Raw genomic sequence first — 20,242 nt, 5'->3', positions numbered from 1 at the left:
CTGTCTGTGCGCAGTCGATGCTGCTCAAAAATCACATTATCCGGCTAGCGTCGTGGACGCCGCCGGGCTTTAGTTTTCGCTGCCACTGCCCGCTTTGCTGCTTTATTCTCACTGACTGGCGGAATATCCGGCTGCTCAATGGCAAACACAGGCAATGCCGCCAACAGTCTGCTGCCATAGGCCTTGCTGAACAGTCTCCGGTCATAAATAATCACCTCACCGGTGCACTGGTGGCTACGAATGAGTCGCCCGACTTGTTGAATCAGCGTGAATGAGGCGCTTGGCAGGCTTTGGATTTCGAACGGGTAGCGCTGCTGGCTTCGTAGCCACTCTCCTTCCGTGACAATAACCGGACTGTCTACCGGAGGAAAAGCAATTTTATGGATATGAACCTGAGTCAGCAGTTCACCTTTCAGGTCCAGCCCTTCCGAGAATGACTGTAAACCGACCAGCACACTCTGCTGTCCTTCTTTAACCCTTTGACGATGCAAACTGATTAACCGTGAACGCGGCTGATCGCCTTGTACCAGCAACATAAGCCTTAAATCAGCCACTTCATTCAAAAATAGCTGCATTGCCCGGCCACTGGAAAACAATACCAGACTGCCGGTGTGCTTTTTTTCTTCAACCTGCTGGCGGAAGTAACGGGCCATTTCGGCAATATGCAAAGCTTCCTGGCTAATTTGTGGTTCGTACTGCATTTTTGGAATCACCAGCTTACCCTGAGTGACATGGTCAAAGGGTGAATCCAGCGCAATAAAGCGATCCCCGGCAGCTTCGTTCAGCCCGGACATTTCACTCAACCGACGAAAGCTGTTCAGCGAACGTAGCGTTGCTGAGGTGAGAATGACATGCGGGACTTTCCGCCACAGCAATTTTTCCAGCTGGTCACTCACCCGGATACCGGCACAGTGAAAAAACAACTGACGTTTACCTTCGTGCCATTCCGTCGTCAGCCATTTTGAGACAGGAGCCCCTGACAGCTGCTTTAGTCCCGCCAGCCACCAGAGTTTGCTCAGCGATTCAAACCAGCCTAAAAAACGGTTCAGCTGCAACAGTCCACGGTGAATACGCACAATATCTTCTTTGCCGGTCATCTCTCCCAGCATATTGATCAGATTTTCTGTCAGCCCACGCAAGGCATCGCAAAGCTTAAATAGCTTCTGGCAGCGTTCTGCCGTCTCTTCCGGCAGTTCACCAAGCACAAAGCGGTATTCAACAGAGGTTTCACCCTGCTCAGGTAGCAAGGGAAGCATCTCAGCCACCAGCTCCATGATCAGTTGGCGGACAATGGCGCAATGCTCAGTAAGCCGCTCCGGATTAGCCAGTGGTGGAGGTGATTTGAAAGTAAACCAGCTGCGCAGGGTTTCGACCAGCTTACAGAATAAATCCAGTTGCAGCCCGGCTCCCGCCGGCGATATATCACTGCTCATTTCCAGCGCATCCCGGGCAACTTCTGGCAGATGATGGCCTTCATCCATCACCAGCAGCATCTCTTTTGCTGGCGGCAATACAGCATCGCTTTCCAGAGCCGCCATCACCAGGGCGTGATTAGCAACCACCACATCGGAATGTTCTATTTCTCTGCGGGCAAGGAAAAACGGGCATTCCCGATACCACTGACAATGGTGAGCAAGACAGCTGGTTTTATCCGTCGACATTCGCAACCAGTGAGCATCATCAATCTGCACATTACAGTGATCACGCAGGCCATCCCACTCTCCGCTATTGAGTTGTTTCTGCAACCGGTCAGCGACTTTTTGTTGCCTTTGCCGGGCTTCTCCTGACAAACCGCTGTCATTAGTTGCCGAACCTTCTTCCAGATAAAACAGCAGATCACCCTGAGCATCCTGCTGATCAGTCATGAAACTCAGGTTACGCGGGCAGACATAACGACGACGGCCAAAAGCTGCTGTAAAAGTCAGATCAGGAATAAACTGTTTGAGCAGCGGCAGATCTTTATCGAAGATCTGATCCTGTAAGGCAACATTCGCGGTGCTGATAACCAGCTTTTTTTCGGCTGACCGGGCAATGGCTATGCCCGGGATCAGATAAGACAGAGTTTTACCGACTCCGGTCGGGGCTTCAATTGCCAGATGGCGCCCTTCATCCCCTGACAGTGTTTTGGCGACCTCAGCGATCATTTGCCGCTGAGGCTGACGGGGGACAAAATCAGTCACCTGTGCCTGCAGCTGCTTATACCACTCACCAATCTGTAATTTTATTGCGGGTGTCAGAACCATAACGACCATCGGCTAAAAGAATCAGCCTGTATTTTTACACAGTATTTCTTCTGACGGCAGCCCCGACAGACTATTAGTCCAAAAAAACACGCTGTCCTTCCGTAAAACAATAGCAACCAGTGAAACTGACCATGAGAAAACAGAAAAACAACCAATAAAATGAAAATTCCCGACAAACGCGATGTTAACGTTTATCACAAGTCAGTTAAGAGTTATTATCAATTATCTGAATGAGGAGTGGCATTGAAATGAACCTGCAAAAAATCGGCATTACTTTTCTTTTCCTGTTACTGGCCCTTGGTGGCGTAGGTGGCCTGATGCTGGTCGGTTACAGCATTATCATCACCAGCTGATCATAGCCTGCGGGTAGTTTATCTGAGCCATCATCGTTTCTGCCCGTAAGCCCACCCTGATTCTATGGCCGCTGACTGTCTATGACCTTCTGAATCGTATACAGGAACCAGGGCGTAAACCTTTCTTCATCGCCAGCAATTTCCAGCTGCAATTCGGACAGACTGCTGTAGCGCCATGCATCCGCTTCCTGTGGATTAAGTTCTGGCTGTGCGTCAGAAACCCCGAAAAATATATGTCCATATTCATGTTCAGTTAACCCGTTTTTCAGGGGCAGTTTGTAACTGATTTCGAATGCAGGTTTCAGTGAAAGTGATAACCCCATCTCTTCACGCAAGCGCCTTTCGGCTGCGTGTTGAGTTGTCTCACCGGGAAAAGGATGACCGCAGCATGTATTGCTCCACAAACCACCGCAATGGTACTTATTTTCTGCGCGGCGCTGTAGCAGGAGCTCACCTCTGGCGTTGAAAACATAGACAGTCACCGCCCGGTGCATCAGTCCTTTTTGATGCACTTCCAGTTTTTCCATTTTTCCGGTGGGGTTATCGTCTTTATCAACAAGAATAACTTCTATCACTGGCATAAAATTCCTTAATCAACCTGCGGCAAGTATACACCTCTGCTTTGTGCCGGGAAATTGTTTGCATCAGGGAATTCGTCCAACGCGTCGCATCGCTTTGTGCCAGGCCCCCTGGCGGATTGACCAGCGCAGCAGCGCGGCAATACAGTGCATACTGTAACGGGTAGCAACCTGTTGTCGGGCGCTACGCAATGGCACTCCCGGAACCGGAGTCCATGCCGGCAGCAGGTCAGCTCCTGCTCTGAGCATAATATTCATCACCGGCCGGGCAGCTTTAGACGGTGCTGGTGCAGAAAATAATAACCGGCTAACCTGCAGAGTACGTTCATCAGTACGTAACTGAGGGCGCATGCTTTGCAGATAGTCTTCAACATCAGCCACCGTCAGAGGAAGATCTGTCGCCCCTAACGCAGTACCGGTCAGCGAAGCTTCCGCATAATAACGATTCTGCTCAGCCAGACTGAGTGAAGGATTTTTGTAACGCAGATGGGCCGCCAGAAAACTGGAGGTTTCAGCCACATGGACCCAGCGCAGCAAGCCGGGGTCACTGGCCTGATATCGCTCCCCGTCCGGATTCGTACCTGCAACCCGCAAATGAATACGCCTGACTTTATCAATCAAAAACTCAGCATCCTGGCGGTTGCCAAAGCTGGTAACCGCAATGAACTGGCTGGTCCTGCGTAAACGACCAAACAGATCATTTCGAAAGTCAGAGTGATCCCAGACTCCGGCCAGCGCAGAGGGATGCTGCATTTGTAGCAGCAGGGCAGCAATTCCACCGCACATCATCGATGAAAAATCGCCATGAACAGTCCAGACCATACTGTCAGGCCCGAACAGCCCCGGATCACCTGCCGGAGAAGTCAGATCAAACTCATTCAGAGATAATCCATTCAGCCGGTAGACCTGCCGGGCAATTTTATCGCGTATTACATTCATCATACTTTTCGCAGTTCAGGGCTGAACAATTGCCCTGAACTGACAGTTTCCCGGGTTATTGATAGGTGAACTGCGTTTTCTGAGTACGAACCGAATCCAGGCCAATCATCAGATTGAAACTACCGGGTTCTGCCACATACTTCATCTGTGAATTCCAGAATTTCAGATCACCTTCATCAACGGTGAATGTCACCTTTTGTGATTCACCGGCTTTCAGGTTTACCCGCCGGAATCCTTTCAGTTCTTCGACTGGACGGCTCAGGCTCGCCACCGGATCATTAAGGTACATCTGAACTATGGTCGCACCTTCACGCTTTCCACTGTTGGTCACGGTAACGCTGGCCTGTAAGCTGCCACCGTGTGAGAAGTGGCTGGCTGATAATGTCACCGGTGAGACCGTAAACTGTGTGTAGCTCAGGCCATAACCAAACGGATAGAGCGGTCCGTTCATCGCGTCATAATAATGAGAGGTATATTTATCCGGGTGAAGATAATCGTACGGGCGCCCTGTAGGCAGATGATTGTAGTAAATTGGAATCTGTCCCACAGACCGCGGGAAAGAAACAGGGAGTTTACCGGAAGGGTTTTTATCCCCAAACAGAACATCCGCAATGGCATGGCCGCCTTCAGTACCGCTAAACCAGGTTTCCAGAATCGCATCTGCCTGAGTCGCCTGCTTACTGATATCCAGAGGACGACCGTTCATCAATACAATCACCAACGGTTTACCGGTGGCTTTCAGCGCAGCCAGTAACTTACGCTGGCTTTCCGGAATACGAATATCACTGCGGCTGGAGGCTTCATGCGCCATCCCCTGTGATTCCCCTACTGCCGCCACTATAACATCGGCTTTTTTAGCTGCCTCAACGGCCTGATCCAGCAATTGTTGCGGAGACTGTTTATCCACGGTCACCGCCTGTTCATAGCTGTTGAGGAACTTCTGAACCAGTGGATTATCGGTAATGTTTGACCCTTTGGCATACAGCAAAGTAGCCTTACCATTGAGTGCTTCACGCATTCCCTGCAACAATGTCACTGACTGTCCTGCAACTCCGGCTGCCGACCAACTTCCCATAATATCGCGCTGGCTGTCAGCCAGTGGCCCGACTAACGCAATCGTTCCCTGCTTTTTCAGTGGTAAAACATCCAGCCGGTTTTTCAGCAAAACCAGTGTTTCTGCAGCGACTTCGCGAGCCTGCTGACGATGAAGACGGCTCTCCGCATTAGTATCTGTCGGATCACTGCCTGCGGGTCCGAGGTGGCTGTACGGGTCACGGAACAGCCCCATATCGTATTTAACATTCAGTACATGCCGGGTAGCATCATCAATTTCAGCCATCGTCACAGCACCGCTTTTCACCAGGCCTGGTAAATACTGGCTGTAATACTGATCGCTCATACTCATATCGATGCCGGATTTTAGCGCAATACGCACCGCATCCTGTGGATCACTGGCAACGCCATGTTTGATCAACTCTTTTATCGCACCGTGATCACTGATGGTGATCCCTTTGAATTTCCATTGATCCCGCAATACATCTTTTAGCAACCAACTGTCCGCGGTAGCCGGTACGCCATTAATTGAATTGAGTGCCACCATCACACCGCCACTACCGGCATCTAAAGCTGCTTTATACGGTGGCATATATTCCTGGAACATACGCTGCGGACTCATATCAACGGAATTATATTCGCGCCCACCTTCCACAGCCCCATACAAAGCAAAATGCTTAACGCTGGTCATCAGCGAATAACGATCCGCCGGACTCTTGCCCTGCATCGCCTGTACCATCGCCCGCCCCATTTCGGCAGTCAGCAAGGTATCCTCACCGAAACCTTCTGACATCCGTCCCCAGCGCGGCTCATGGCTGACGTCAACCATGGGTGCCCAGGTCATATTCAGCCCGTCATCTGCGGCTTCATAAGCAGAAATCTGACCTACAGTTTTGATAGCATCCAAATCCCAGCTGGCGGCCAGTCCCAGCGGTATAGGAAAGATGGTTCGCTGACCATGCACCACATCATAGGCAAAGAATAACGGGATTTTCAGGCGACTTAACTGCATAACCTGATCCTGCATCGCCCGAATATCCTGACGGGTGACGGTGTTAAAGATTGCTCCTACCTGCCCTTTGCGGATCATTTCACGAATAGCTGATTTCGGATTATCCGGACCTACGCTGATAAGACGTAACTGACCGATTTTCTCGTTCAGAGTCATTTTTGCCAGCAACTGTGTGACATAAGCATCGCGTGCCTTCTCATCACCAAACGTAGCGGGTTGTGACGTAGCAGCAATGGCCGAAGGAAGGGTAATACTTGCAAACAGTAACGGGTAAATCCATTTCATCGGCAGATTCTCAGCAGTAGATAACAGGCTTGGACCCGGTGCAATGTCCTGCACCGGCCTGAAAAGGCTTAAGAAAAGCATAGCATGCATCGCTGCCGGCGGGAACGAATGCCACCGGCCGGGCTATCAACCCTGATGGTCTGAGGACAATATATCTGCCGGATTCGCCGGAGTCGCTGACGCTTTCTGCTCAATAACCATGGTCTGCGGAGATGAAAGTGCAATGCCTTCGTTTCTCAGACGCACCAGAATCTCAAACAGCAACTCACTTTTCACCGACGAGATCAATCTCTGAGTCGCAACGTTGCCGGTAACGCTGAGCAGGATCCCCTGAGAAGAGAGATCTTTAAAGCTGACGGAAGGTGCCGGAGTATCAAGAATACGTTCATTGTCATTGTAGACGCCAAGCAAAATATCCTTTACCTGCACCGGGTCAATATCCAGCGGGAAAGTCAGCGGAATAGTCACCACACCCTGAGCATTGCCCATGGTTGCATTCCGCACATTCTGGGAAATCAACTGAGAATTAGGTACAATCACCGTGGATTTATCCGACAGCTGGATTTCTGTCGCCCTGACATTAATACGCCGGATATCCCCTTCATAACCACCAATCCCCACCAGGTCTCCTACTTTGACCGGGCGTTCTGTCAGCAGAATCAAGCCAGAAATAAAGTTTTTAACAATCTCCTGCAGGCCAAAACCGATCCCTACCGATAATGCACTGACAATCCATGCCAGTTTATTCCACTGTACCCCCATCACAGACAGTGTCATCAGTACCACTAACACATAACCCACATTACTGAACAGGGTGACTACTGAGACCCGCATCCCTTTATCCATAGCGGTCTTAGGTAAAAACTCCTCGTCCAGCCAACGGCGTACCCTGCGTAAAACGCAGATACTGGCAATCAACATAATAATGGCATTGACTACCTGAGAAGGGACGATATTTAGCTTTTCCAGCCCTTTACCTCCCCAGAACGCCAGCGCTTTCTGTAGCATGTCTGCCGGTGAGGAAGAGGTAATAGTGCCATTAAATAAGCCGAATACCAGCAGAAGTACCAGAGCCGATTTTAACAAGGCTGACAGCAGAGAAGAGATCTGGTGCAGGTAACGTTCGTTGATATTCAGTGAACTTTGTACCCTGCGACCACAGGCATTACTGGTAGAAAAAATGGCCTCACAGCTGTCGCCAGCAAGCTGGCTCAGTAAATAGAAAGAACTGAACAGGATACCAATCCAGACCGTTTCATAACTGACATAGCGACCAAAGGAAACATATCCTATCGCCAGTGCCAGCAGAATCACCAGTCCAGTGACAAACAGAGCAAACTCAATCAGGGCTGCCAGCGTCGAACGTACCGGAGGAGCCTCTTCATCATTTCTCATCCGCCGACGGGTACGGTTAATTCTCAGAATAATGACCACGCAAAAGATGCCGATCAACAACGCTGTCAGACCATTCCCAAACACTGTGGTGTTAACACTGGTTCCCACACTGTAGTTAAAGGTTTCGAGGGCCTGAAAAATAAACACCAGTGAAGCAATAATGGTTGGAAACGGCTTCATCGCCAGAGCGACTTCGTTGGTAATATTGGCCAGTCGCCATGAAGGACGACGAGTAGACAGGAATGCTCTGCCTAATCCTGCAATCAGACCACAGCTAATGCTCAGATGTACCAGACGGCTAACATACTCTTCAACATCACTGTCTACTTCATCAATGCGGGTAAACGCCTGTGCCAGGAAATTAAATGACAGAACAATGGCCAGCAGGGTCGTCAGCGCAATTGCAGTCGCCAGAAAACTGCGTCTGAGCCGGCCTTCCGGTAATTTGTTGATGCTGACCCAGGCCAGAAATTCTTCCGTATAGCGTCGGCCTAGTACCATCACCAGCACCGCCGCAAGCAGCCAACAAATTGTGCCTACCCGCCATTCCGGGCCCCAGGAAAGTGTTGCTGCATTCAGCAGTTCACCGCCAAATTCTGTGATCTTATCCCGGTCAAACTGATTGCTGTTATACAGCGGCTGCCAGAATGCAGACGAGAAAATACTCCCTGAATTCAGTGCCAGTTGTGTTTTCACCTGATCGCGGCGCAGATTAAGTATTTGTGCCGACAGATTAAGGCCACCCGATTTCAGCCCTTCGGCCTGCTTTATCTGGTTATCGAGGGTTGTTTTACGGGCTTCCAGTGAGCGCCGCTTGTTGCTGACTTCTGCGGTTTCTTTAACGCCACTGCCAGGCGCCGGTGCAGCGCCCAGTACCGCAAGCTGAGCATCCACTTTCTGACGTTCAGGGATCAGACTCTGCCCCAGGGTATCAGCGTTCTCTGACAACTGTTGTGCCATCTCATTGAGCTGACTCAGTGTTGAATCATTGGTCGATCCCGACACCTGCCCTTTAATTTTATCCAGCACCACCTGCATTTGAGTCAGTTCACGACTGGCATTAATCTGCGGCGCAGCAGGAGTTTGCTGGCTGGCATCGGTACTGTCTGCATAGACAAACGCCGAAAACTGAAAGCTAATCAGCAGTAAAAACAGTCTGAAGGTGATCGATAAAATACGCATGATGAGGTTGCATCCACAGATATACAGAACAGTGAAATCAAAAATAACTGGCCAGCCATAGGTTGTAGAGGGTTATTACCTTCTCAGCTATAAGAATGGCACTGAAAATGGACTTCCGGGAGGCTCAGAGGAACTGATATCCCGGAAATCTGATAAATGAATACTAATACCGTATTGGGTTAAAGCCCTTTCTCTTTTTTATACGCCAGTGCAGCAGCAGGAACCGGAGCTGCTTTACCGGTTTCCAGCCAGCTACGAATCCGGGTCGCGTCAGCAAAATGGGTATATTTGCCAAAAGCATCCAACACAACCAGAGCGACCGGGCGACCATTAATGGTAGTTCTCATTACCAGACAATGGCCGGCTTCATCGGTATAACCTGTTTTGGTTAAACGAATATTCCATTTATCGTTATACACCAGATGATTAGTATTACGGAACGGCAGTGCATAAGACGGATGACTAAACACCGCAGTTTCTTCTTTTGTTTTACTCAGCTCACCTATAAGCGGATAACGCTCTGTTGCTTTCAGCAGTTTCACCAGGTCACTGGCAGTTGAAACATTCTCCAGTGATAAACCCGTTGGTTCGACGTAGTGGGTATGCATCATGCCCAGGGAACGGGCTTTATTATTCATGGCCTGGATAAAGGCCTGATAGCCACCAGGGTAATGGGCTGCCAGACTGGCCGCTGCACGATTTTCTGACGACATGAGGGCCAGCAGCATCATATTACGACGGCTGATTTCACTGTTCAGTTTTACCCGCGAAAATACGCCTCTCATCTGAGGCGTATGGCTGATATCCACATTAATCACCTCATCCAGTGACTGATGAGCATCCAGAACTACCATGACGGTCATGAGTTTAGTCAGTGAGGCAATCGGCCGTACCCGGTCAGGATGGCTCGAAAACAGCACTTTATTGGTATTCAGGTCAATCACCAGGGCACTTCCGGAAGCAATCTGCGGTTGCACGGTACTGCTAACATCCGGAGTACTGCGTTCAGCATGAGCCGGGATTACCGCTGCTGTCAGAGGAGTACAAAGTGCAAAAAAAAGTAAAGAATGACGTAGTTGTAAGGACATTTTTTTTAAAGATACCTGAATGTTTTTTTAGTGCTGTGCAGACACAGGCCGCGGAGCCATTGCTGATTTCATCCCGCTGGCGGCAGCATCATACTCTGATCACAGGAAAAATGCCCAAATCACAGCGAGCAGCTATTGCACGGATTTTGTAAGAAAGTCTGACAAAACTGCCCAGCCCGCATGTTGATATCCCGGAGTATCAACATCGCACCAAAGCGTAATGACGTGTAAACTAAAATTTCGCTGAATCAGACCAGGACTCGTAACGTTGCATATTGATATTAACTCACTGATTCACCATTACGGTTATTTCGCCCTGTTGCTGGGTTGTATGGCTGAAGGTGAGACTTTTGTATTGCTGGGCGGGATAGCAGCTCATAAAGGATTACTGCATTTTGCTGGTGTGGTGATTGCTGCCATGGCCGGAGGGATCATTGGTGATCAGCTGCTGTACTGGCTGGGCCGCCGTTATGGTACCCGGTTATTATCTAAGTTCAGCAATCACCAGGATAAGGCCGCCCGTGCCAGTGAACTGATCAACCGCCACCCCAGTTTATTTGTGATTGGTGTACGTTTTATGTATGGTTTCCGAATTATCGGGCCAATCATTATCGGAACAAGTCAGCTATCACCCCGGCGTTTTCTGATATTTAATGTTATCGGTGCGTTTATCTGGGCGTTACTGTTTGTCAGCCTTGGTTACTTTGCCGGCAAGCTAATTACCCCCTGGTTTGATAAACTGGATGAATATCTGAAACCGGTGTTCTGGGTTGCAGGAATTGCTGTGGTGTTGTACATAGTCTGGAAAGGCATACGCTTTTTGCAACAACGGCGACAGCAACAATAACAGATGAATATCACGGGAAATGTATTGATGAAAAATGTCAGTTCCCGAACCCGGTATAAGTCCATATAATGTGCAGCCGGACAAAACATAGTCCGGCCATAAGAACCTTAACAAGCCGATATTCAGGCACTAACAAATTGTATAATCATGAAAAATAGCATTCGCGTCTTAGCTTCACTTGCGCTGGCTCTGGTGGCATACAGCCAGTCAGCGTTAGCAGTGGTTTATCCTTTGCCTTCGGCAAAGAGCAGTCTGATTGGCGAAAATCTGCAGATTACTATTCCCGACAACAGCCAGTTGCCGCTGGAAGCTTTTGCTTCTCAGTACCAGATGGGTCTGAGTAATATTCTGGAAGCAAACCCGGGTGTGGATGTCTATTTGCCAAAAGGCGGAACGAATCTGGTGATTCCACAGCAGTTGCTGCTGCCAGATGCACCGCGTGAAGGTATTGTTATCAACAGTGCAGAGATGCGTCTGTACTACTATCCTAAGGGCACCAACACCGTGGTGGTTCTGCCCATTGGTATCGGTGAGTTAGGTAAAGATACGCCACTGAACTGGGTTACCAGCGTTCAGCATAAGCGCCCGAACCCAACATGGACCCCAACAAAAGCGATGCACGCAGAATACCTGGCTAACGGACAAAACCTGCCAGATGTATTCCCGGCTGGCCCTGACAACCCGATGGGTCTGTATGCGCTGTACATCGGAAACCTGTATGCCATTCATGGAACCAATGCTAACTTTGGTATTGGATTGCGTGTCAGCCACGGTTGTGTCCGTCTGCGCGCTGATGACATCAAATGGCTGTTTGAACATGTACCAGTCGGTACCCGTGTCCAGTTTATCGATGAACCCGTCAAGGCTGCTGTAGAGCCAGATGGCTCACGCTACATTGAAGTTCATAACCCTCTGTCTACCACAGAAGAGCAATTTACTTCTAATGTTGAAGTTCCACTGCCTATTACTCCTGCAGTGAGCAAACTGCTGTCAGACCCGAGTATTAATCAGAATGTACTGAATGCAGCACTGAAAGCACGCAGTGGTATGCCAGTGAAAATTAATGGTGTGGAAAATAACATCGATACTTCACCGCATCCGGTTTCTGAAAATGATACTGCACTGCCAAAAGAAGAGCCGATGACACCTATGTCTGACCAGGGTGCCAATATCATTCAGACGAATGCCCCGGCTACGGATGCTCCGCTGACCATTACTCAGCCGGGTCCTGTTGAGTAACAGATCACTCTGACTGAAATGTTAAAAAACCGCCTGTATGAACTGGCGGTTTTTTATTGCCTGATTTCCCGGACAACAGGCCAACTCCGGTGAAGATCTCTCTGCCAGAAGTCTCAGACTGCAAATACCGTAGAATTTTAAATGGCTACAGCCTCTGCTCTACCCGTCAGAGCTAACTACTCTTTCACCATGAAGTCTTGCTGTGTAATGGCTTAGGAATCATAGTTGCAGGCCAAAAAAAACGCCCTGTTGATACAGAGCGTTTATTTGCAAAAATGGCTGTCACCGCTCAGCTAGCTGGTTCCTAACGGTTTCCGCGGGCACACCAACAGACGAATCATCATTAGTACACCGGCAATCACTACCAAAGAGGCTGCCAGATAAACCGACCGGATACCAAGGTGATTCATCAGCAGTCCGGCCACCGGCCCGGTCATTCCCAGACCAAAATCGAGGAACGCCGAATAAGTTCCCAGTGCCGACCCCTGGCTTTGCTGCTCTACCTGCTTCACAGCCTCTACCCCCAGAGCCGGGAATATCAGAGAAAAACCACAACCGGTTAATAGTGCTCCGATATCTGCCGCCAGCACTGAATCTGCATGCCACAGCAGAAATAACCCGATTGCTTCAGCAATAAATGACACCAGTGATACTTTAATCCCGCCAAACCGGGTAATCGCATTTCCTGAAACTAACCGAACTCCTGCAAATCCAAGACTGTAAAGAGTCAGGGTCATGGCGGCACCACTCCAGCCCCTGCTGCTGAAGTAAAGCGTGATAAAAGTCGCTATCACCCCAAACCCGATTGTTCCCAGTCCCAATGCGACACCGTAAATCCAGACCCGACGAAATACCTGACTAAACGGAACCCGCTGACCTACGGTAACCACTACTGCGGGTTTACGGCTGGCAAGATAGAAGCCGAGAGCACCCATCACAGCTACCAGGCCGGCAAAACCAAACACCCCCAGCCCCTGATTTAGCATCACCCCGAGTGGAGCGCCTATCGCCATAGCCATATAGGTTGCTACGCCGTTCCACGAGATAACCCTCGCCGTATGCACCGGACCGGCAATATTCATACCCCATAATGTGGAACCGGTGCTGCTAAAACTCTCACCAAAACCAAGAAATATCCGGCCAGCGGCCAGCAGCGACAGACTCAGTAACGGTTTTGAGGTTAAACAGGCGGCAATAATCGTCAGTACCCCACTCATTCCGCATAATATCAGGCCAAGCATTACGACTCTTTTTGGCCCCATACTGTCGGCCAGCCTGCCACTTTGCGGACGGCTGATCAGAGTAGAGAAATATTGCAGGCTGATGATAACTCCGGCAATAAAGGAACTATAACCAAGCTGGTGATGGACAAATCCAGGTAATACCGCCAGTGGCAGACCGACGGATAAATAGCAAAAGAATGTAAAAATAATGACAGATAAGATTCGTTTGTTTAACTGAGAACGACTCAGGACCGCAGATTCGGACATGATAAAGTGAAAACCCGGAGAGTATGGACTAAATGCACATTATCACAGTTGATGGTGATAACAACATCTATGTGTCACAAGGTATTAGCTGCAATGGCGTCAACCGTCTGAGCAATCTCTGCTGACGTTTTTAATGCACGTACGCGGGTAAAGACTTCACTGGCTTCCGGGTAAGCTTTTCGCAAATACCCCAGCCACTGCTTAATACGAGCGACATGATATAAACCGGTATCCCCTTGTTTCTCCAGCCGGCAGTATTTATTCAGCAACTGCACGACCTCTGGCCAGGGCATCGGTGCTTCATTATATTTGATAACTCTGCTGAGATTAGGAACGTTCAGCGCTCCTCTGCCCACCATCACCGCATCGCATCCGGTAACCTCACGACAAGCGGCGGCACTGTTATGGTCCCAGATTTCACCGTTTGCAATTACCGGGATGGATAATCGCTGGCGAATTTCACCAATAGCTTGCCAGTTAATAGCTTCGGCACGGTAACCGTCTTCTTTGGTGCGACCATGAACCACAATTTCGGTGGCTCCGGCACTGGCGACTGCATCTGCAATTTCATGGCATCTGGCAATTGAGTCCCACCCAAGCCGGACTTTAACTGTCACCGGTAAGGCGGCGGGAACGGCTTCACGCATCGCTTTCGCTGCCTGATAAATCACGTCAGGATCTTTCAGTAGTGTCGCCCCGCCACCGCTGCCATTCACCAGCTTTGACGGGCATCCGCAATTCAGGTCGACACCGTACGATCCCAGTTCAATTGCCCGTGCCGCATTCTCTGCCAGCCAGCCAGGATGCTGACCAAGCAACTGAATTCTCACCAGGGTGCCTGAGGATGTCCGGCTGGCATGATGCAATTCGGGGCAGAGCCGGTAGAAAGATTTTGCGGGTAACAGCTGATCAACCACACGGAGAAATTCGGTGATACAGAGATCATACTCATTCACTTCGGAAAGAAGATGCCTGACCAGAGAGTCAAGGACACCTTCCATCGGGGCCAGCAATACCCGCATACAATCAGGTCCGTTCTGTTTTCTTAGCTGCTGCCGGACGTCGTGGACGCTGACTGCCATTGTTATCCGCGCGCGGTGGGCGGGAATTTTGGCCACGACCTGCACCTTGTCCTTGCCCGCCTGGTCTCCGATCACGTCCACCCTGGCGTCCATTCTGAATAGGTTCGGCTTTGATGGAAGGATCAGGCTCATAACCCGGAATCGCCAGACGCGGAATTTCACGCTTCAATAGCCGTTCGATATCACGCAGTAGTTTGTGCTCGTCTACACATACCAGAGACAATGCAGCCCCGGTAGATGCCGCCCGACCGGTACGACCAATACGGTGTACATAGTCTTCTGCAACATTAGGTAGTTCATAGTTCACGACATGTGGCAGTTCTTCAATATCAATACCACGTGCCGCAATGTCAGTAGCAACCAGCACACGAATTTCGCCGGTTTTAAAATCAGCCAGCGCGCGGGTACGTGCTCCCTGACTTTTATTACCGTGAATCGCAGCGGCAGTGATACCGTCTTTGTTCAGCTGTTCTGCAAGGTGGTTAGCACCATGTTTTGTGCGGGTAAACACCAGTACCTGCTGCCAGTTATCACGACCTATCAGGTATGACAGTAGTTCCCGCTTACGCTTTTTATCAACAAAATGAACCTGCTGACTGACCTGCTCTGAAGCCGTATTACGGCGCACAACCTCAATCAATGACGGGCGATCAAGCAGTTTTTCTGCCAGCGCCTTAATATCGTCAGAAAAAGTGGCCGAGAACAGCAAATTCTGGCGGCGTGGAGGCAGTTTTGCCAGTACACGACGAATATCATGAATGAAGCCCATATCCAGCATACGGTCAGCTTCATCCAGTACCAGAATTTCTACCGCCGACAAATCAGCAGCATTCTGATGAACCAGATCAAGCAACCGGCCAGGGGTAGCAACCAGAATATCGACACCACCACGCAACTTCATCATCTGCGGATTAATACTAACTCCGCCAAAAACCACCAGTGAGCGCAGATTCAGATAACGACTGTATTCACGGACGTTTTCACCCACCTGAGCAGCAAGTTCACGGGTAGGTGTCAGGATCAATGCCCGGACCGGACGGCGCCCTTTAATGACTGATGGCTGTGTAGCAGATAACCGTTGCAACATCGGCAAGGTGAAACCGGCTGTCTTACCGGTACCTGTCTGGGCACTGGCTAACAGGTCACCGCCCGCAAGTACTACGGGAATAGCCTGTTTCTGAATAGGGGTTGGCTCGCTGTAGCCTTGTTCGCTGACAGCACGCAAAATATCGGCACTTAGACCGAGAGATTCAAAAGACATGGAAAATTATTACTCCGGGACGCCCTGACCGTAAGATAACGGTGCAGTTTTCAGGGGGTTATGTCATGTGACTCAGAGATAAGTCAGGGGCAAAAACTACGATGCATGATGAGCGTAGTTTAACAGAGTTAAGGTCACTGTGCGAGAGCCCCGGGCTATCAATCATACCGGAAAGGCAAAGGATCAGCAGATTTTGTCATGTCTGATCCTGCTAAAACAACGGAATTAACTACGTTTTTTTTCGACCTGGCGGACAGGTTCTTTAGCCAGCAGTGAGATTAACGCCGGGCCTACCAGCATAACCACGCCTAAGGCACCCACCAGTAAAGGATTATGTATCACCCGTGAGAACAGGAATAATGACAGCATTGCTGCGCCAAAATAGTAGGTGGTACTGGCTTCTTCGAGATAATCGCCTACCACACGCAGACGAGGTATGCGTTGCGTCACTATCATTGCCAACAATAATACGACATAAGCCGCAACAAGGGAGGCACTGACTTCGGTCAGCCATCGGTGTTTCCATCCCCACACCAGTAGCAGCATGACGCTCAGATGCATCGCAATATGGAAACAGGTTTGACCGGTGATAATCTTAACGCGATTAGACCATTTCATTTTTCTCTCCTGGCAGGCAAAAACGCCGCCGATACAAACCGACAAGTCGGTAAGGATTATCAGACTAATCCAGTTTCAAAAAAAGCACCTGTGATTTTTGATTTCCTGATGTCCAAATGTGATCAGAACACCAGTTTTCTTTGCGGACCAGGTGACTCAGCGGCAGTATTATGCCACAAAAATCACTTTTATTTCATTTTTTGCAATCCGTCCCCCCACCAGACAGTCAGTTATGCGCCCGAAAGGCCTGATTTTAGTGAGATGAGGCGAAAACAGATATTTTCGATTAGCACTGTTCTGACGGCCTTTAAAGCCACAAAAATCACTGATTTGAACGACCCGCCTCTCGATTACGAAGACAACAGAGGGCGTTTCCAGAAAAGGGGCAAACAAACTGGCAATTGCATAAAAAAACAGGGGCCATATGGCCCCTGTGACAGACTGAAAGCTGGTTAGCGACGGTTGCCAAAAATCCGCAACAACATCAGGAACAGGTTGATAAAATCAAGATACAGAGTCAGCGCTCCGACAATACTGTAACGGCGCAGATTTTCTTTATCGTCAGCATTGATGGATTCACCAATATTTTTCAGTTTCTGAGTGTCGTAGGCTGTCAGACCCACAAACACGACAACACCAATGTAGGTGATGGCCCACATCATTGCGGTACTTTTCAGCCAGAAATTCACCAGTGAAGCAATCAGGATACCAATCAGCGCCATAAACATCAGGCTGCCCAGTCGGCTCAAATCGCGTTTAGTGGTATAGCCAAACAGAGTCATGGCACCAAACATTCCGGCCGTCACGAAGAAAGTGCTGGCAATAGAAGAATAGGTGTAGACAAGGAAAATACTGGCCAGCGTCAGACCGGTGAGTGCTGAATAGAGCATAAATAATGAAGTCGCCAGCGCGCTACTCATTTTATGAACCATTCCGGATAAGACAAATACCACTGCCAGCTGAATGATGATCAATCCAAAAAACGTTAACTGGCTGGAGAAAATAAAGTCCATTACCCGTGGGGTTCTGGCCGCATACCAGCTGATAAATGCTGTAAGCAACAACCCGCAGGTCATCCATCCATAGACCTGTGCCATATACGTTTGCAGGCCAGAGCCTGCGCGTTGCAGTGTCGAATTATCCTGTCGTTGATATCGCTCCATGATTTACCTCTTTAGACGGTTAAACAGATAGGGTCAGTGTGACACAATTCAGGGCAGTTACGCCAGTCGCCGATCACTGCCGTGTCAGGCACTGCTGATAGCGGCTGTTAACCCGCTGAGCAAACCAGGCGGTGGTCAGATTACGGGTAATTTTGGGACTATGCAGTTCGATACCCGGTAACCTCTGACGAGGTAACGGACTTCCCTGCTGCTTATCGGCCAGCCGGAAAACCTGTTGCCAGACACGACTCTGTTGAAAATCGGGCGACTCTCCCTGTGCCAGTTGACGGTGAATTTCAGCAGCACTTAAACCGAGCTGCGACTGCAGGCTAAGCACTGCCTGTTCGGTTGCTCCTGCAGCGTCACTGTCATAACGCACCAAATCGCCATCCAGTGCCAGTTTGCGTCCCGTGAGTTGCATTACCGCAGCCTGAAAAGCAGCATTGCGGCTGGCATACCATCCGGCATTGAAATCCGCAAAGCGATATAACATCGCCGGGTAATCTGTCGGATAGCCCAAAAGATGCAGAGTTCCAAACCAGACACCCCCACGGCGGCTGAACACTTCCTGACGTACAGAATGTTTTACCGGCCATGGATAACCGGTGGCATGAGCTTCGGCAAAGGCAATACTGACCTGCATTGGTCCGCCGGTATGTACCGGGTTCAGATTACCAAACAGTCTCTGCCCCAGAGGAACTCTGTCGATCAGGTCATCAAAAATATCACTCAGTTGTTTTTCAGTATGCACTGTTCTCAGACGTTCAGCATAACTGCGCCCGTCTGATGAAGGTATTTTCAGCGCTGTGTTGACCAGAAATTGCGGGATATAGAGCGTTGCAGCCCGGCGGTAGATTTCTTTCAGGGCGATATCTGGCAAACCATTGACCGGTGCATCGGGATTAAACCCGGATTCCTGGCCAGCGACAGCAATAACGGCGCATAGATTACTGGCTGAAGGTGGCAAGGACTGATGGTGAAAACTTTGATAGATATCTTCAGACCAGCCAGCTTTATCGGTGACAGTGGGCGGTAACAGACGCTGAATTTTCGCTTTCACCGTGACAGGTTGTTGCACCGGAGCCGTAGTTGAATGCTGGCTACAACCATTCAGTAATAGCATTACCAGCATACCGGTAAGCCCTGAGGCCAACAGCCTGCTCACCGGACGCCCGGCACAACAGCGATAACCGAAAGAACCCGACAAATATCCCTGCATTAGTGCGGCGCAGACCAGCGTTCTGCAGCCTGCTGGTCGCTCTCTTTCGCATCCAGCCAGCGATCGCCCTGAGGCGTCGTTTCACGTTTCCAGAACGGAGCTTTGGTCTTGAGAATATCCATAATGTATTCTGCTGCGGCAAACGCGCTGTTGCGGTGCGCTGAACTGACACCGACAAATACAATCTGCTCCCCTGCTACCAGACTACCGACACGATGAATAATCACGATTCTCTGCAGTTCCCAGCGACCACGGGCTTCATCGGCTATCGAAGCCAGAACTTTTTCAGTCATCGAAGGATAATGTTCCAGCGTCAATGTTGCCACACTGTCACCAGCATTATGATTACGCACTTTGCCGGTGAAGGTGACAATAGCGCCGTCGGCATCATTTTCAGACAGCCACTGATGAGCCTCTGCGACAGAAAATGATGCTTCGCCTACCCGGATACGGGTCTGATTCATAGGGGTTAGCCTCCGGTAACTGGCGGAAAGAATGCTACTTCATCGCCGTCCTGCAGTGGGTGACTGAACGGAACCAACGTCTGGTTCACCGCTGCCAGTAATTTTCCTTTCTCCATCGCCAGCGCCCAGTTTTTATCACGGTCACTTAACGCCTGGCGCAATGATTCTACATCGCTGAACCCGAAAGGGACTTCAAGGCTGGCTGAGCCCGCCAGTTCACGAACCCGGGCAAATAATAAAATATTAATCATGGCTATCTGCTCTGAAGTCTCCCGACTTGCCCCCGGATTTACTGATCAGTCGTAACCGGTCAATGACAATGTCTTTCTGCACCGCTTTGCACATGTCATAGATAGTCAACGCAGCTACCGAGGCAGCTGTCAGAGCTTCCATCTCCACACCTGTTTTACCGGTGAGTCTGCAAAGGGTTTCGATATGAATCTGATTTTCGTCCGGTAATGCAGTCAGTGAAACTTCAACTTTACTCAGCATTAAAGGATGACAAAGAGGGATCAGATCCCAGGTACGTTTTGCCGCCTGGATTCCGGCAATTCTTGCGGTGGCAAATACATCACCCTTGTGATGGCTTCCATCGACAATCATCTGTAACGTGGTGGCACTCATATAGACAAAAGCTTCAGCACGGGCTTCCCGTACTGTTTCCTGTTTGGCCGAAACATCGACCATATGTGCCTCACCGGCACTGTTAATATGGGTCAGTTGAGACATAC

The 20,242-nt window shown here is 49.8% G+C and carries 18 protein-coding genes; 3 read left to right on the top strand and 15 right to left on the bottom strand.

What is annotated here, in order from left to right:
* Window positions 1-44: 44 nt before the first annotated feature.
* Window positions 45-2,243 (bottom strand): ATP-dependent DNA helicase DinG, encoded by a 2,199-nt coding sequence (gene dinG, locus A7K98_RS06590; RefSeq protein WP_087490393.1) that lies wholly within the window; start codon window positions 2,241-2,243, stop codon window positions 45-47.
* A 248-nt stretch (window positions 2,244-2,491) separates the two neighbouring features.
* Here dinG and A7K98_RS21555 point away from each other — a divergent pair, with 248 nt between their 5' ends.
* Window positions 2,492-2,596: a hypothetical protein gene (locus A7K98_RS21555; protein WP_232461597.1), complete on the top strand. Its 105-nt coding sequence runs from the start codon at window positions 2,492-2,494 to the stop codon at window positions 2,594-2,596.
* A 62-nt stretch (window positions 2,597-2,658) separates the two neighbouring features.
* Here the strand turns inward: A7K98_RS21555 and idi are convergent, their stop codons facing one another.
* The 5 genes from idi to pbpG form a co-directional block, all read right to left on the bottom strand.
* A complete protein-coding gene (gene idi, locus A7K98_RS06585; RefSeq protein ID WP_087487833.1) occupies window positions 2,659-3,177 on the bottom strand; it encodes an isopentenyl-diphosphate Delta-isomerase in 519 nt (172 codons plus the stop codon).
* 63 nt (window positions 3,178-3,240) lie between these two features.
* Entirely contained in the window at window positions 3,241-4,113 is an 873-nt protein-coding gene (locus A7K98_RS06580) for an oxygenase MpaB family protein (RefSeq protein ID WP_407703104.1), read from the bottom strand.
* A 55-nt stretch (window positions 4,114-4,168) separates the two neighbouring features.
* Window positions 4,169-6,463: a beta-glucosidase BglX gene (gene bglX / locus A7K98_RS06575; RefSeq protein WP_087490392.1), complete on the bottom strand. Its 2,295-nt coding sequence runs from the start codon at window positions 6,461-6,463 to the stop codon at window positions 4,169-4,171.
* A 126-nt stretch (window positions 6,464-6,589) separates the two neighbouring features.
* A complete protein-coding gene (locus A7K98_RS06570) occupies window positions 6,590-9,040 on the bottom strand; it encodes a DUF3772 domain-containing protein (protein WP_087487831.1) in 2,451 nt (816 codons plus the stop codon).
* A gap of 179 nt (window positions 9,041-9,219) precedes the next feature.
* Window positions 9,220-10,128, bottom strand: a complete 909-nt coding sequence (gene pbpG / locus A7K98_RS06565; RefSeq protein WP_087487830.1) for a D-alanyl-D-alanine endopeptidase — start codon at window positions 10,126-10,128, stop codon at window positions 9,220-9,222.
* A gap of 268 nt (window positions 10,129-10,396) precedes the next feature.
* Here pbpG and A7K98_RS06560 point away from each other — a divergent pair, with 268 nt between their 5' ends.
* Both A7K98_RS06560 and A7K98_RS06555 read left to right on the top strand, forming a co-directional pair.
* A complete protein-coding gene (locus A7K98_RS06560) occupies window positions 10,397-10,975 on the top strand; it encodes a DedA family protein (RefSeq protein WP_087487829.1) in 579 nt (192 codons plus the stop codon).
* A 147-nt stretch (window positions 10,976-11,122) separates the two neighbouring features.
* Complete coding sequence (locus A7K98_RS06555; protein WP_087487828.1) at window positions 11,123-12,214, top strand: L,D-transpeptidase family protein; 1,092 nt, start codon at window positions 11,123-11,125, stop codon at window positions 12,212-12,214.
* A 293-nt stretch (window positions 12,215-12,507) separates the two neighbouring features.
* On the opposite strand, the gene A7K98_RS06550 is transcribed toward A7K98_RS06555, so the two are convergent.
* From A7K98_RS06550 to moaC, 9 genes are all read right to left on the bottom strand, one after another.
* Window positions 12,508-13,704: an MFS transporter gene (locus A7K98_RS06550; RefSeq protein WP_087487827.1), complete on the bottom strand. Its 1,197-nt coding sequence runs from the start codon at window positions 13,702-13,704 to the stop codon at window positions 12,508-12,510.
* Window positions 13,705-13,778: 74 nt separating this feature from the next.
* Window positions 13,779-14,726 (bottom strand): tRNA dihydrouridine(16) synthase DusC, encoded by a 948-nt coding sequence (gene dusC, locus A7K98_RS06545; protein ID WP_087487826.1) that lies wholly within the window; start codon window positions 14,724-14,726, stop codon window positions 13,779-13,781.
* A 4-nt stretch (window positions 14,727-14,730) separates the two neighbouring features.
* Complete coding sequence (gene rhlE, locus A7K98_RS06540; protein ID WP_087487825.1) at window positions 14,731-16,047, bottom strand: ATP-dependent RNA helicase RhlE; 1,317 nt, start codon at window positions 16,045-16,047, stop codon at window positions 14,731-14,733.
* 225 nt (window positions 16,048-16,272) lie between these two features.
* Entirely contained in the window at window positions 16,273-16,665 is a 393-nt protein-coding gene (locus A7K98_RS06535; protein WP_087487824.1) for a YbhQ family protein, read from the bottom strand.
* Between the two features lie 452 nt (window positions 16,666-17,117).
* Window positions 17,118-17,828: a Bax inhibitor-1/YccA family protein gene (locus tag A7K98_RS06525; RefSeq protein WP_087487822.1), complete on the bottom strand. Its 711-nt coding sequence runs from the start codon at window positions 17,826-17,828 to the stop codon at window positions 17,118-17,120.
* A 73-nt stretch (window positions 17,829-17,901) separates the two neighbouring features.
* Window positions 17,902-18,960: a DUF1615 domain-containing protein gene (locus tag A7K98_RS06520; protein ID WP_087490391.1), complete on the bottom strand. Its 1,059-nt coding sequence runs from the start codon at window positions 18,958-18,960 to the stop codon at window positions 17,902-17,904.
* Window positions 18,961-19,046: 86 nt separating this feature from the next.
* Window positions 19,047-19,511 carry a molybdopterin synthase catalytic subunit MoaE gene (moaE, locus tag A7K98_RS06515; RefSeq protein ID WP_087487821.1) on the bottom strand — a complete coding sequence of 155 codons (465 nt, stop codon included), beginning with the start codon at window positions 19,509-19,511 and terminating at the stop codon, window positions 19,047-19,049.
* Window positions 19,512-19,516: 5 nt separating this feature from the next.
* A complete protein-coding gene (moaD, locus tag A7K98_RS06510) occupies window positions 19,517-19,762 on the bottom strand; it encodes a molybdopterin synthase sulfur carrier subunit (RefSeq protein ID WP_087487820.1) in 246 nt (81 codons plus the stop codon).
* Window positions 19,755-20,240, bottom strand: coding sequence for a cyclic pyranopterin monophosphate synthase MoaC (moaC, locus tag A7K98_RS06505; protein ID WP_087487819.1), 486 nt, complete (start codon window positions 20,238-20,240; stop codon window positions 19,755-19,757). Before moaC ends, moaD begins: the two co-directional genes overlap by 8 nt.
* Between the last annotated feature and the right edge of the window lie 2 nt (window positions 20,241-20,242).

Origin of the sequence: Tatumella citrea (assembly GCF_002163585.1) — a bacterium.
GTDB lineage: Bacteria > Pseudomonadota > Gammaproteobacteria > Enterobacterales > Enterobacteriaceae > Tatumella > Tatumella citrea.
The sequence above is the reverse complement of the archived record's forward strand: the minus strand, read 5'-3'. Positions and strand labels throughout refer to the sequence as shown.